Origin of the sequence: Methylobacterium sp. WL9 (assembly GCF_008040035.1) — a bacterium.
Lineage (GTDB): Bacteria > Pseudomonadota > Alphaproteobacteria > Rhizobiales > Beijerinckiaceae > Methylobacterium > Methylobacterium thuringiense.
In genome coordinates, this window is sequence record NZ_VRVE01000106.1 from 1 (window position 1) to 13,108 (window position 13,108).

A 13,108-nucleotide genomic window follows, 5' to 3' on the forward strand; every position below is an offset into this window, starting at 1 on the left:
GCACCGCGCTGAGCCTCGGCGGCTACGGCGCGGCGCGCGGCAACGACTACCGCTCGGCCGGCCGTTTCCGGCTGGCGAGCCTGTCGGTGGTCGAGCCCTACGGGCCGAGCCGCATCCTGGTCTGGCTGCAGGCGGCCAGGGCCGGCGGCTGCAACGGCGATTCCGGCGGGCCCATCACCGGCGAGGCCGGCGTGCTGGCGCTTGCGGCCTGGGTGAAGCGCGTCTGCGGCGGCCTCACCCAGGGCATCCTGCTCGGGCCGCAGCGCGGCTGGATCGACAGGACGCTCGGCGGTTGGGGCACGGCCGCGCGCTGGACGCCGTGAGCCTGCAGCCGGCCAAGCGTACCCGGCTTTGGAACCTCAGCTTGGCCGGGACATTGCCTTCAGCTAGCTTGGGGGCTCGACAGATTCGAGGCGCACCGGGCGCTGGAGACATGACCATGGTCGCAGGTCCCGTCCGTGCCGCCCTCGTCGGCGCCGTGTTCGGATTCGTCCCCCTCTCGGCCCAGGCCGTGGTGCAGGGACAGGTCAGCCGCGACCCCGACGGCCTGCGTGCCTCGGTGGTGCGGATCGAGAGCACGTCCGGCGAAATCTGCTCCGGCACCCTGATCTCCCAGGATCTCGTCCTCACCGCCGCCCACTGCGTCCAGCACAATGCCGGCTACAGCGTGGTGGTGGTCGACCCGTCGTTCCGCCAGCGGCGCATCTCCGCGGTGGCGGCCTCGACCCATCCCGATTTCGTGCCCGGCACCTCGCCGGAGGATCAGCCCGGCATCGATCTGGCGATGCTCAAGCTCGCCCAGCCCGTCGGCCCCGGCTTCCGCCCGCTGAACCCGAGCGGCGGCGGCGCCATCGACACCGGCACCGGCGTCGACATTGCCGGCTTCGGCGTGGTGGCGGAGAACAAGCGCAGCACGGCCCGCACCCTGCGCACCGCCCGCCTCGTCTCGATCGGTTCGCTGCAGGTCGCCAACCGCGTCACCGTGATCACCGATGCGCAGCGCCTCGCCGAGACCGCGGGCGCGGGCGCCTGCCTCGGCGATTCCGGCGGCCCGATCCTGCGCGACGGCCGGATGGTCGGCGTCGTGAGCTGGTCGAGCGGCGCCATGCGACAGGACAAGCGCGCCCGGACCGCCTGCGGCGGCTTCACCGCCGTGACGCCCACGGGCGAGCATGCGAGCTGGATAAATTCCCGCGCCTCGCAGCTCGAAGCGATGGCCCCGGCCGAGGCGCAGGCCGCGGCCCCGATCCAGTGGACGGCGAAGCCCGGCCGCCGCCGGGCGCGCTGAACTCCGTCATCCCGGGTTCCGCTACGCGGTCCCGGGACGACGGTGAGAGGTGTCGACCCCGTCAGCTCAGGGCCGGCTGGCCGTTCGAGGCCGACAGGCCGCCGTCGACCGGCAGGTTCACGCCAGTGACGAACTGCGCGTCCGCGCTCGCCAGGAAGGCGATGACGCCGGAAATGTCGTCGGGCTGCGCGCCGCGCCCCATCGGGATCCGTTCTTCGAACTTCGCGACGAGCTCCGGCTGGTCCTGCATGCCGGCGGTGAACGGCGTGTAGACCAGCGACGGGTTGACCGCGTTCACGCGCACGCCGTTCTTAGCCTCGTCCAGCGCCACGGCGCGGGTAAAATTCGTCACCGCGCCCTTGGCGGCGCAGTAGAAGCTGTGGTTCCAGTCGCCGCCGAGCCCGGAGACGGACGAAACGTTGACGATGCAGCCGCGGCTCCGGCGCAGATGCGGCAGGGCGAAGCGGGTCATGTAGAAGACGCCGTAGAGATCGGTCTCGATCACGGTCGAGAAATCTCCGATGTCGCCCTCGTCGACCTTGCCGAGATGATCCTTGCCGGCATTGTTGACCAGGACGTCGAGGCGGCCGAATTTTTCCGCAGCCGCCGCGATCACATCTCGGCAGCGATCCGCGTTCGAGAGATCGGCAACCTGAACCAGCACCTCGGCCGCCGCGATGTCGCCCGCGACTTTGCGCAGCCCTTCCTCGTTCCGGTCTGCGAGGACGAGGGATGCGCCCTCCCGGCCGAAGCGTCGCGCCGCCGCCTCTCCGATGCCGGATGCCGCGCCCGTGACCAGCACCACCTTGTCCGAAAAACGACCCATCGGGTCTCCTGCTCCGCCTGATGCGGGGCCGGCATCGATGCCGGCCCCGTCGAATGCGGCCAACCCGATGGGGTCGGGCCTGTTCCGTGCGATCACGCGAACTTCAGGAGCTTGATCGCGTCGAAATCCTGCACGCCGCCGCCGACGCGCTTGGTGGTGTAGAACAGCACGTAGGGCTTGGCAGAGTAGGGGTCGCGGAGCGTGCGCAGCCCCGTGCGGTCGACCACGAGATAGCCGCGCTTGAAGTCGCCGAAGGCGATGGAGAGGCTGCCGGAGCCGATATCCGGCATCGCCTCGGCCTCGGCCACGGGGAAGCCCATCAGCGTCGCGGCGCTACCGGCGGCGGCGGGCGGTTGCCAGAGATAGTTGCCGTCGGCGTCCTTGAACTTGCGGATCGTGCTCTGCACTCGCCGGTTCATGACGAACGTGGCGTTCTGCCGGTAGCCGGCGCGCAGCCCGTAGATCAGGTCGAACAGGATGTCGGCCGGGTTGCTCGCCGGAAAGGCCGATGCCGTGCCGGTCGCCGTGAAGCCGATCTTGCCGGGCACCCAGGCCGCGTTCGCGACCGTGTCGTAGCTCAAGAACCCCCGCGGGCGGCCGATGCCGCTGCCGGTGACGAAGGCGACGCTCTCCTGCTCGGCGAAGACGTCCTCGACCTCCGCCGAGAGCCAGGCGTCGATGTCGACCACCGCGTCGTCGAGCAGCGTCTGCGTCGCCGCCGGCATGGCGTAGAGCTCCATCGCCGGGAAGCTGAGTTCGAGCAGCGGTGGCGCGTCGGTCTGCGGCCGCGCCGCCGTCTCCGCGACCCAGCCGGAGGCCGGCCCGGTCGGCGAGAAGGCCCGCTTGTAGAGCCCGCCGGAGATGACCTGGACGGTGGCCAGCGCACGGATCGGCGAGATCTGCGCCAGCCGGCGCAGCACCTCGCGCTCGATCACCGTCGGCACGAGATAGCCGCCATCCGGCCCGGACCCGGCCGACAGCGCCTTCTCCTCCAGCCGCTTCAGGCCCGCGCTCTCGCCGGCCCGGACGTAGAGGTCGAACGCCGCCTTGTGCTCGGCCCCGAGGCCATGGCGCGGGCCGCCCTCGGGGCCGGCCATCGGCGGGCGGGCGCGGTCCAGGTTGATCCGGTCGAGCCGGGTGCGGGCCTGATCGAGCGCCGCATCGATCCGCGCGAGCTTCTCCTCGGTCACCACGTCGGTGGTGAGCCGGCTCTCGATCTGGCCGAGGCGGGTGTCGTTGGTCTCCTTGAAGGCCTCGAAGGCCCGCGAAAAGTCGTCGAGTGCCGCGTCCACCGCGCTGCCGGCGGCCTTGTTCTCGGTGACGGAGAAGGCGGATTTGGTCTCGATGGCGCTGTGTGCGGTCATGGCTGTCCTCACCGGTTGATGGAAAATGTCGGGCGCATCCGCTGCGCCTGGGCGTGGAGGTTCGCGGCGAGGCTCGCGGATGCCCGCGCCAGCACCCGCGCGCCGGGCTGCAGCGGAAACGTCACCAGCGAGACCTCCCAGAGGTCGACCGCGACGAGCTTTCGGCCGCCGCGCTCCGGCAGCGCCTTGACCACGCGAAATCCGATGGAGAGCCCGTCGAGCCCGCCCTCGCGCATCAGCGCCTCGACCTCGCGCGCCCGCTGCACCGCGAGGTTCAGCCGGCCCTCGACGCGAAGCCCGCGCGAATCCTCGGCGAGCGCGAGCCAGCGCCCGATCGGCTCGGCCGGATCGTGCTGCCACAGCATCCGCACGCCCGCCGCGCCCCGCCGGGCGAGGCTCGCCCCGAAGGCGCCCGGCATGACGGTGTCGCGCCCGAGATCGGGCACGCCGAAGACGCTGGCGTAGCCGGCAAAATGGCCATCCATGAGGGTGGTCTCGCTGTGTGGGATAACGGGATCCGGTCGTCCCGGTAAGGCCGCCACCCAGCGTTGCTGAACACGGGCAACTGCCACGCCTATGCCTGCGCGCGGGCGAACGGGGCGCGGCTCTTGTTCAAGGGCGACGACGTCCCGAAGACCGATATTCCGAGCGTGTGAACGCCCGGGCTTCGCCCGCAACCCGCCGGGCCCTCATGCTCCGGCCTCCGGCGCCTCCGCCGGATACCCCACCGCTTCGCGCTTCTCCGACACCGCCAGGAAGTCCGCCGCCTGCACTCGGCGCCACAGCGACTCGCGCTCCAGGGCGAGGGCCTCGATGCCGTCGAGGTCCGGTTCCAGCCGGGCCGGGCCGAAGGCCGGTTCGAGCCAGGCGGCGAGGGAATCGGCCGTGCGGCGCACCAGCGGCACGATGGTCTGGCGGTAGAAGGCGCGGTTGGCCTCGGCGTAGTTGGCGTGGGTGTTGTCGCCGGGCAGGCCGAGCAGCAGTGGCGGCACGCCGAAGGCCAGCGCGATCTCGCGGGCGGCGGAGGCCTTGGCCTCCACGAAATCCATCTCCTTCGGCGAGAGCGCGAGGGGCCGCCAGTCGAGGCCGCCGTCGAGCACCAGCGGTCGGCCGGCATTGCCTGCGCCCTGGTAGTTCGTTTCCAGCTCGGACTTGAGCCGGGCGAACTGCGCGTCGCTGAGCGCCGCGCCGCTGGAGGGCGCGAAGACCAGTGCGCCGGAGGGGCGGGCGGCGTTGTCGAGCAGCGCCTTGTGCCAGGCGCCGGCCGCGTTGTGGATGTCGAGCGACACGGCGGCCGCCTCCATCGGCGAGAGGCCGTAATGGTCGTCGACCGGATTGAACTGCGCGAGGTGCAGGATCGGGGGCACAGAGCCGGCCCCTTGTCCCGTCTGATCGTAGCGGATGGTGCGCCCGCCGACGGTGTAGTCGTAGGCGCCGACCCAGCCGTCGGGGCCGGGCACGGCGCGCATCCGGTCGGGCCGCAGGCCGAACAGTTCGCGGGGCACGCCGTCGAGGCCCACCGCTTCGATGTAGGCGTTTCCCGACACCATGAGGTGCCCGTAGATCCCTTCGAGAAACCGTGTGCCGCCCTCGCGCGGGTTCGGCCGGCCCAGCAGCGCGATCAGCGGATGGTCGTCCTCGGCGCCGGCCAGCGTCAGCGGCAGGGCGGCTGCGGCCTCCGCGACGAGGCGCACGCAGCGGTGGGCGATGGCGTTGCGGGCATAGCCCTCGCGGGCGAAGGCCGCCGGCTCCCGCGCCGACCAGACCGGCCGGCCCTCGCCGTAGAACGTCACCGTCGTGGCCGCCGCCTTCGTTGCCGGCGCGTAGCCGGCGGCGCGGGCGAGGCGGGTGAGGAGGTTGGGCATGGCGGCTCCGGTCTTTCGATTACCGCGACGGCGATCCCATCTTCCGCAGAGTTGGGAGGCGGCGGCGCTACAGAACTCGCACCCGCGGCTCCGCCCGCGGTGTCAGCAGCAGGTGCGTCAGGGCCCAGACCAGAGCGTCGAGCCGGTCGGGCGAGGCGCCGGTGGAGAGGCCGCCGGGGCCGAAATCGCAGAGTTCGTCCTCGAGCGCCGGCAGGGCGCCGACATGGTGGACGCGGGATTGCGCGTAGAGCAGCGAGACCGGCTCGGCCCGCAGATACTTGCCGCGCGTCGCCCTGACCGCGGTGACGGGCACCGAGGCGTCCATCTCGGCGAGCACCGTCGAGACCATCTCGCCGCCCTGGTTGACCTCGACGACGAGGGCGTCGGCGTCGAGCCGGTGGTAGAGCGCGAGCGCGGCGCGGGCCCAGCGTTCGGGCGGGGCCCGTTGCATCGTCGCGTCGGCGACGACGTAGGCGGCGCCGTCGGGGCCGAGGCCGGCCGCGACGATCCCGCAGGCGTCGGCGCCGGCCCGCGACGAGACCGGCGGATCGACGGCGACCACGATCCGCACCAGCACCGGAGCCGCCGTCACGCGGGCGGCCTCGATGGCGTCGCGGGTCCAGAGGGCGTCGGGCCGCTCCTCGATCAGCTCGCCGTCGAGCTCCTGCCGGCCGAGGCGGGTGCCGCCGTAGCGCCCGACCACGGTGTCCAAGAAGCCCGGCGCGAGATTGTGGGCGTTGTCGGCGGTGCGGGCCCGCGTCACCACGGTCCGCGAATCCGAAAACAACCGGCGCAACAGCGGGATCGGCCGCGGCGTGGTCGTCACCAGGCCGCGCGGGCGGGTGCCGAGCCGCAGGCCGAACTGGATCATGTCGAAGGCCGCGTCGGCATGGCGCCACTTCGCCGCCTCGTCGGACCACGCCGCTCCGAACTGAGGCCCGCGCAAGGAGTCCGGCTCCTCGGCCGAGAAGGCCAGGGCCACCGCGCCGTTGGCGAATTCGAGCCGCCGCCGCGAGGGCTGCCAGCGCGGCCGCGCCCTGCCGAAGCCGGGCAGCGCCAGGAGCCCGGACGGCCCCTCGATCATCACGTCGCGCACGTCCGCATAGGTCTCGCCGATCAGCGCGATGCGTCCGACCGGTTCGTGGGCGAGCGCCGGGTCGCCCTGCGCCAGAGCCCGCACCCATTCGGCCCCGGCGCGGGTCTTGCCCGCGCCGCGGCCGCCGACGAAGGCCCAGGTCGTCCAGTTGCCGGGCGGCGGCAACTGGTCCTCGCGGGCGAGGACCAGCCAGTCATGCTCCAGCCTCGCCAGATCCGCCGCGTCCAGACGCTCCAGGAACGCCCGCGTGTCCCCGCTCAGTTGCGAACGCCTCATAGCGTCGCGCAATGCGGTCGCGGAGGGCGGCGAGATCCTGTGGGGATGCTCCATCCGCGTCTCCGTGGGATTCCGGTTGGCGTGTGCAGGCGTCGAGGTCGTCGAGGAGGCGCTTGAGGCCGCCGAGGTCGCGCAAGACCCTTGCGCTGTCGGCGGCGTCGTCGCCGTTCAGTCTGTCGTCGAAGGCCGCGATCTGGCGGGCGATCTGGGCACGGAGCAATGCGGCGAGATCCGGCGTCTCGTCCGGTGGCGGAGGCCTCGGCACTGAAGGCCTTGGCACCGGAGCCTTGGACTCCGCGATCCCGCAAGCGAGCATCAGGGCGGCGGCGCCGCCGCGCGGCGCGCCCAGGGCCTCGGCGAGGTCGGCCGGATCGATGTCGGGCCGGCCGAACAGCCGTCCCACTGCGCGGATGCGGCTCACCGTCCAGGTGCGCGGGTCGGCTCCGAGCTTGGCCGCCCGCGTCCAGGGGCGGATGCGGGCTTCCCGGTTCCAGAGCTTCACCGTGCCGTAGGAGACGGCGATGCGTTCCGCGATCGCGAGCATGGTCAGGTCGGACTCACGCAGCAGCGCCTCGACGGCCTCGCGTGTCTTCAGCGGATAGGGACCGGAAAACGCCATCGCCGCCCCCGCCGTCTCGTCACACCTCTGGAACGTTCATGTTTTGTACTGGAGGAGCGTGCCGATGTCAATCCTAAAATTCCTATGGAAGGATATTTTGGGATGGTGCGACAGCGATTTTCTTGGTGAGGGCGGCAGGCTTCCGCCTTTTCGACAGCCGATAGCCCGCGCCTGATGGAGCGTTGCCGATCGTTGGGCAGTGGCGGACCGGAACCCATAATGCGGCTCGGTCCGCCACCCGTTCGGCTTCGCGGGGAGAGGCCGGAGCGGTCCCGGCTTAAGAGCGTCCTGGGTCCGCTGCCGCAATGGGTAGAAAGTACGGTTTTCGATCGCCCCGCCTCTCCCGGCACATCGGCACCGCCGGGCTTGCCCGCTCGAAGGGGGGGCGGCACCGTTACGCATTCCACCCCGCGTGCGCCGGGATGCCGAAGGGGGTAGAGCCTCGTTGCCGGCCGCGGTAGCTCAACAGACAGAGCACTCGCTTCGTTTGCGAGAGATGCAGGTTCAAATCCTCGCCTGCGGCACCAGCCCTGCCCGCCGAGCCGGCTGATATTTTTCCAGATGAAACGATCGGTCCGCGTCCGTCTTTCGCGAAGGCGGCGCGCGCTGACGCTTTAGAGCCCGCGAAAAAACCCGCCGCGGTTTGCACCGGGCGGGCTCAAGTCGGGTCTCTGCCTTGGAAGGCACATGGGTAAACGATCCACGCGCCACTCTCATCCCGCGACCCCGCCATGCATCGGGATCGTCCGGTGCCGGGTCCCGGCGGCGGGGGAGGGCAGGCGGCCCGTCCGCAAGCCGGATCCGGCCGGCTTGCGGATGACGGCAAGGATCACTCGATGAGACTGTGCGCATGAGCGGCCGCTACGGATTGGAGATCCGCACGGCGACCGAGGCGGACGCCCCAGGTCTCGCCGAATTGTTGCGTGCGGCGGGCCGCGCGGTCGCGCCGCGTGCGCTCGCGCAGCGGATCGGCGCCGTCCAGAATGCCGGCGGCACGGTGCTGATCGCACTGGATTGGGGGCCGCCGAGCGGGCTCGTCGTGCTGCACGGCTACCCGGCGCTGGAGGCCGACCTGCCCTTCGCGCAGATCACGACGCTCCTCGTCGGGCCCGACGATCGCCGCAGGGGCATCGGACGGCTGCTGCTCAAGGCGGCGGCGCAGGCGGCCCGCGTTGCCGGATGCGGAACGCTGCGAGTCTCGGCGGCGCCGGACCAGGAGGACTTGGCGGAATTCTGCCGGGCTGCGGGTTTTGCGGAGGCGGATGCCGGCTTCGTCAGGCCGTTGCGCAAGAAGGCGCAGGAGGCGTGATCGCGGCGACCCTCAGGGCCGGTACGAAAACAGCCCCGCCGCCCGATCCGATCACGGGCTGGCGGGGCGTCGTCGTGTTCATTCGACCTGAGCCGATACGCAACGTGGCTCGACGACAACCATGCCCACGGCCAGTTAGCCGATGAACAACGGCCTGCGGCGCGACTGTCCCGGATCGAGATTGCCGGTCTCGGAACAGGTCCGGCCCCTGGGGGCTTCTTCCTGCATCGCACCGTTTCCGGTCGATCGGTCCGATCCTCCCTCTCCTGCGGGGGGAGGGCGCGGAGCAGGGGCGCAGGTTGCCTTGCCGCCGGCTTCGCCTTCTTCCCCGGCGCATCCCCACGGGGGCAGGGCGCCTCTACGGCGATCGACGCCTCCGGCCGGAAACCGTGCTCACAGGGAGCGACTGCGCATGACGACCACGAACAAGCCGATTCCCCCGACGATCGACCAGACGAAGCAGGAGCCAACCGGCGGACCCACCGCGCCCGTCGCCTCGAACGACAAGAAGCGCGAGGGGCCGAAGACCGGCGGATACGACGACAACTCCCCTGATCGCACGCCGAGCAACGAGAAGGGGGGCTACGGCGCCGGCTGATCGGTTCGGTCGTGAGCATCCTTCTCCCCGCGGGCAGGGAGAGGGATGCGCAGAGCCGGTTTCGGTCAATCGGAAAACAGTATGAGACCGAAGGGCGATGAGCCGGGGGTTCGCCGCTATTCGCTCACCCACAAAAAACCCGGCCGCCTCGATGGGAGACGGCCGGGTTGTTTTTCGCCGATCGGGCAAAGCGCCCGAATGCTGTCGTGACAACGGCTCCACCGATCCGGTTTCCCAATCGGCGGAGCCCATGCCGAGCTTCAGTAGCCGTAGCCGTAATAGGCGGGGTAAGGCCGACGGTAGCCATAGCCGTAACCACCATAGCCGACCGGCGCGTAGCCATAGCCGTAGCCGCCACCGTAACCCACGGGCGCATAACCGTAATCGTAACCGCCACCGTAGCCGCCGTAGAGGCCGCCGGCTGCGAGGCCGAGGCCTACACCGAGTCCGAGGCCGCCCAGGCCGAGCCCGATCCCGCCGCGACGACCGTAGAAGCCGCGCCCGTAACCGCCGCCGAAGCGAGCGCCACGGAAGCCGCCGCCATAGCCGCCGAAGCGCGCGCCGCGGAAGCCGCCGCCGTAACCGCCGCCACGAAACCCACCGAAGCCACCGCCACGGAAACCACCGCCCCGGAAGCCCTGCGCATCGGCGCTTGCGGGCATGAAGGCGAACGCGGCGACCAGGGCCGTCGAGGCAAGAGCAAGACGCTTCATGAACATCATCTCCAATCTGGATGTCTGGCGCTGCAACGTCGTGGTCGCGCCAAGGGATCCGGTTCGCTCGCCGGCGGATTGTCGCAGAAATGTTTCGGCGTGTTGCTGTGTGCGGCAGCGCGCGGAACAGCGCTATAGCCTCAGGTGACCGGCAATATTCGTAGGCATGGATTGCTGCTCGTCACGAAGGACCTGTTTTTACTGCTCAGTGATGAACACGATCGATGGTCGGGACGCGGTGCGCCGGCAATCATTCCGTCCCCGCGGCCGGGCCGGACGACGTGCCATGCCGCACAGCCACCCTGTCGCTGCAATGCAACATGGCCAATCTGAACCGAACCCGGCTGCCGGCGTCACGGTCCGTTCAAGGATCCGGGCCGAGTGTGAGTGGGTCGGGCTGCGACGGACCGGGTTTCGGATCCGTGCAGGATCGCAAGACATTCCCGTGACGGGAAGGACAGACGTGATGGAAACCGAAGCACTCGACCGGCCCGCCGACCTCGCCGTGTGGCCCGCCCTCGCCGGAAACGCGGCGCGCGCGATCTCGACGCATTATGCGAGCCTGCGCGAGGCGCTGAGCGCCGCGGCTCGGGTACTGGCCGACCCCTCCAAGCAGCCCTGGATCGTCACCGAAGACGGCGAGATGCTCGCCCCCGTCACGATCCGCGCCTACCTCAACTGATCGACTGCGGCTTGATGCCGATCCCGGTCGATCCGTTCGATACCACGGCCCTTTCCCGGACGCCTGGAACGCAGTGGAAGGTGATCCGGGACCCAGCGTGACAAGGACCGCGCCAGCGGCTCGATTCGAACGGCGCAGACGTTTCGACGCTTAGCGACGTCGTTATGCCGGGCCCCGGATCGGGTTCAGGATGCGGCGGTTGCCGACCCGCGGGGATGCGCCTTTGGCGAAGGCGGCTACCGCTTCGGCTCGGAATGGATGGCCGGCTTCCAGAATCCGCAGACGACAACGACGCGGTGCGCGGATACGCCAAGGCCTGGACGCGCGAGAGCACGCCTCGGAGACGGCCGCTCCTTCGTACCGCTTCCCCTGCCCGACGGACTTCACGCCGTGACCGCCCCGGTGTCCTCGACTGGCCCCGAGCGCTTCCTGCTTTCTCCGTTAACCATTCATCAACCATAGCACCGCCAACCTGTCTCCCGACGGGACTCGTATGGGCAGGCCATGACTCGCAGCCGGGATTTCGACGCACTCAGCGAGGCTCAGGTCGCCGCGGGACGTACCGCTCGCCGCAGCGTCACGCCTGAGGCCGGGTTCCGGCCGCCGGTCGCGAAGACCATGTCCGAACTTCTCGACACCATCCAGCACGTCGCCGAGGCGGCGACGGGCGAACGCAGCTTCCTGCATATCGGGCCGCAGCGGGACAGGCGCTGACGCGCGGTCCGCCGACGCCTGCAAGCGCCAATCAGGCCGCGTGCGAGGTGGCGGCACCCTCCGCAACGGCGTCGACCGAGACCGTCACGGTGTTGCGGGCGACCGTCAGGACTGCATCGAATGGTGGCAGGCGGCCGAGGGTCTCGGTGTCGGGCAGGCAGACGATCAGGCCCATGCCCTGGCGCATCATGCGCAGACGCATGATGCGCGCAGCGATCTCTTCCGACTTTCGTTCGTCCGGCAGAAGGCCGACGACGAGAATATCCGGCCGGCGCACGAGGCAGCGGACGAGATCGATGGCGACGCGCTCGCGCGGGCCGATGCCGGCCTCGCTCAGGCCCTGCCGGCGCGCCAATGCCGTGCCGGGGCCGCTCGACGTGACACGGCTGGCGAGGCCGAGCCGGTAGACCGTCGGCTCCAGCCCCTGCTCGGCCAGCACCTGGCGTACGAGGGTGCGCACCCGCCCCTCGGCACCCGCCTCACCTTGCGTGATGCGCCCGAACAGAACGTTCTCTTCGAGGCTGGCGGCGGCCGTGACGCGGGCGGGATCGTAGAGGTCGACCTTTTCACGGAATTTCGGCGGCATCAGGCGCGCGAAGGAGCGGCGTGCCGCGACGATCCGCTCCTCCAGCTCCGCATCGATCAGGCCGAAGCGGTGGCGGGTCTCGCTGTAGCGCAGGGTCAGGCCGATCAGGCGCTCGCGGTCGCGTTGCCCAGCGGGCCCCCGCCGGCGGCTGCGCCCGTCGGGTTGGCGGGCGATCAGGTCTTCGAAGAAACCGCGCTCGCGTGCCGGAAACAGCGAGAACGCATCGAACAGCGGGTGGTCGTCCGGCAGATCCGAAAAGATCTCGACGGTGGAGCGGGCGATGCTCAACCCCATCTCGACGAAGGTCCGGGTCAGTCCTTCCGCCTCCAGAACCGCTCGCAGGTAGGGATGCCGGGCGAGGCGCTCCTCCGAGAAGGTCGGGCCGACGGCTTCGCCGAACAGGATGTTCTCGCCCACCGCCGCCTGATGGTTGTAGAGGGCCGGATCGAACGGCTCGACGAGACGGGCCATGCCCTGTGCGGCGAGCGCCTCGCGCACCGCCGAGCGGGCCGCGACGATCGCTGCGGCGGCGGCGGGCTCGTCGTCCGGGTCGATGGTCCCCTCGAGCCCTCGCGCATAGATGAGCGCATCGAGCCCGGAGAGCTTGAGAAGCGCGATCCGGCCCTTTTCGCCCAGCGCCTCGCGCTCGTCGGTGCGCGCGCCGTAGAGCAGGTTCTGCTTGAGGGTGCCCTCGATCAGGATCGCTTCCGAGCCGGCGAAGGCGATGCGGTGGGCACGCTCGGAGGGGTCGAGGCTGCGCAGGTCGACGCCGCCATAGGTGATCGCGCCGACGCTCGGCTCGATCTGGCCTGCGAGGAGCGCCGCCAGCGCCTGGGCGCCGCTGCCGCGCCCGCCCACGATGGCGACATGGGAGGGCATGCGCAGGTGGGCCGCGAGGCCGGTGAGCCGCTCGCCGCTTGCCGGATCGTAGGCGCCCGCGTCGGCGGCGCTCAAGGCACCCGAGGCCGGGAAGGCCGCGCGGCGATGCTGGGCCGGGCGCTTGTCGGTCAGGCCGTCGAGGGTCTGGGCCAGCCGGCGATAGGTGGGCGTGACCTCGATCCGGAGGAACCACAGCCGCAGGAAGGCCGTGACCAGGCCGGCGGCCAGCACGAAGGCGCCGGCCGCCGCCGCGAGCGCGCCGGGCAGGACCCGCTCGGCCTGCACGGGCTCGC

12 protein-coding genes, 1 tRNA gene and 3 pseudogenes are annotated in these 13,108 nt (G+C 70.7%); 8 read left to right on the forward strand and 8 right to left on the reverse strand.

What is annotated here, in order from left to right; translation table 11 throughout:
* Nucleotides 1–323 (forward strand): annotated as a pseudogene (locus FV217_RS20190) (S1 family peptidase); the annotation flags it as partial.
* A gap of 116 nt (nucleotides 324–439) precedes the next feature.
* Nucleotides 440–1,288 carry a trypsin-like serine protease gene (locus tag FV217_RS20195; RefSeq protein WP_147819264.1) on the forward strand — a complete coding sequence of 283 codons (849 nt, stop codon included), beginning with the start codon at nucleotides 440–442 and terminating at the stop codon, nucleotides 1,286–1,288.
* Between the two features lie 61 nt (nucleotides 1,289–1,349).
* Here the strand turns inward: FV217_RS20195 and FV217_RS20200 are convergent, their stop codons facing one another.
* The 3 genes from FV217_RS20200 to FV217_RS20210 form a co-directional block, all read right to left on the reverse strand.
* On the reverse strand, nucleotides 1,350–2,114 hold the full coding sequence (locus FV217_RS20200; protein ID WP_147819266.1) for an SDR family oxidoreductase: 765 nt from the start codon (nucleotides 2,112–2,114) through the stop codon (nucleotides 1,350–1,352).
* A gap of 92 nt (nucleotides 2,115–2,206) precedes the next feature.
* Nucleotides 2,207–3,478 carry a phage major capsid protein gene (locus FV217_RS20205; protein ID WP_147819267.1) on the reverse strand — a complete coding sequence of 424 codons (1,272 nt, stop codon included), beginning with the start codon at nucleotides 3,476–3,478 and terminating at the stop codon, nucleotides 2,207–2,209.
* 8 nt (nucleotides 3,479–3,486) lie between these two features.
* Nucleotides 3,487–3,963, reverse strand: a complete 477-nt coding sequence (locus tag FV217_RS20210) for an HK97 family phage prohead protease (protein WP_147819269.1) — start codon at nucleotides 3,961–3,963, stop codon at nucleotides 3,487–3,489.
* A gap of 42 nt (nucleotides 3,964–4,005) precedes the next feature.
* Here FV217_RS20210 and FV217_RS20215 point away from each other — a divergent pair.
* Nucleotides 4,006–4,134 (forward strand): annotated as a pseudogene (locus tag FV217_RS20215) (type II toxin-antitoxin system VapC family toxin); the annotation flags it as partial.
* 33 nt (nucleotides 4,135–4,167) lie between these two features.
* On the opposite strand, the gene FV217_RS20220 reads toward FV217_RS20215, so the two are convergent.
* The 3 genes from FV217_RS20220 to FV217_RS20230 form a co-directional block, all read right to left on the reverse strand.
* Nucleotides 4,168–5,343, reverse strand: coding sequence for a phage portal protein (locus FV217_RS20220; protein ID WP_147819271.1), 1,176 nt, complete (start codon nucleotides 5,341–5,343; stop codon nucleotides 4,168–4,170).
* A 67-nt stretch (nucleotides 5,344–5,410) separates the two neighbouring features.
* Entirely contained in the window at nucleotides 5,411–6,715 is a 1,305-nt protein-coding gene (locus tag FV217_RS20225; RefSeq protein ID WP_147819273.1) for a terminase family protein, read from the reverse strand.
* Entirely contained in the window at nucleotides 6,633–7,334 is a 702-nt protein-coding gene (locus FV217_RS20230; protein ID WP_147819275.1) for a hypothetical protein, read from the reverse strand. The genes FV217_RS20225 and FV217_RS20230 overlap by 83 nt, the downstream gene beginning before the upstream one ends.
* A gap of 451 nt (nucleotides 7,335–7,785) precedes the next feature.
* Here FV217_RS20230 and FV217_RS20235 point away from each other — a divergent pair.
* The 3 genes from FV217_RS20235 to FV217_RS20245 all read left to right on the forward strand — a co-directional run bounded on the left by FV217_RS20235 (nucleotide 7,786) and on the right by FV217_RS20245 (nucleotide 9,241).
* Nucleotides 7,786–7,861: transfer RNA gene (locus tag FV217_RS20235), tRNA-Thr, on the forward strand.
* A 323-nt stretch (nucleotides 7,862–8,184) separates the two neighbouring features.
* Nucleotides 8,185–8,643 (forward strand): GNAT family N-acetyltransferase, encoded by a 459-nt coding sequence (locus FV217_RS20240; protein ID WP_147819277.1) that lies wholly within the window; start codon nucleotides 8,185–8,187, stop codon nucleotides 8,641–8,643.
* Nucleotides 8,644–9,055: 412 nt separating this feature from the next.
* A complete protein-coding gene (locus FV217_RS20245; protein ID WP_147819279.1) occupies nucleotides 9,056–9,241 on the forward strand; it encodes a hypothetical protein in 186 nt (61 codons plus the stop codon).
* Nucleotides 9,242–9,501: 260 nt separating this feature from the next.
* Here FV217_RS20245 and FV217_RS20250 read toward each other — a convergent pair whose 3' ends face one another.
* Nucleotides 9,502–9,954: a hypothetical protein gene (locus FV217_RS20250; protein ID WP_187272652.1), complete on the reverse strand. Its 453-nt coding sequence runs from the start codon at nucleotides 9,952–9,954 to the stop codon at nucleotides 9,502–9,504.
* 466 nt (nucleotides 9,955–10,420) lie between these two features.
* Here FV217_RS20250 and FV217_RS20255 point away from each other — a divergent pair, with 466 nt between their 5' ends.
* Nucleotides 10,421–10,636, forward strand: coding sequence for a hypothetical protein (locus tag FV217_RS20255; protein WP_147819281.1), 216 nt, complete (start codon nucleotides 10,421–10,423; stop codon nucleotides 10,634–10,636).
* 504 nt (nucleotides 10,637–11,140) lie between these two features.
* Nucleotides 11,141–11,350 carry a hypothetical protein gene (locus FV217_RS20260; RefSeq protein ID WP_147819282.1) on the forward strand — a complete coding sequence of 70 codons (210 nt, stop codon included), beginning with the start codon at nucleotides 11,141–11,143 and terminating at the stop codon, nucleotides 11,348–11,350.
* 31 nt (nucleotides 11,351–11,381) lie between these two features.
* Here FV217_RS20260 and FV217_RS20265 read toward each other — a convergent pair.
* A pseudogene (locus FV217_RS20265) lies at nucleotides 11,382–13,108 on the reverse strand (ABC transporter ATP-binding protein); the annotation flags it as partial.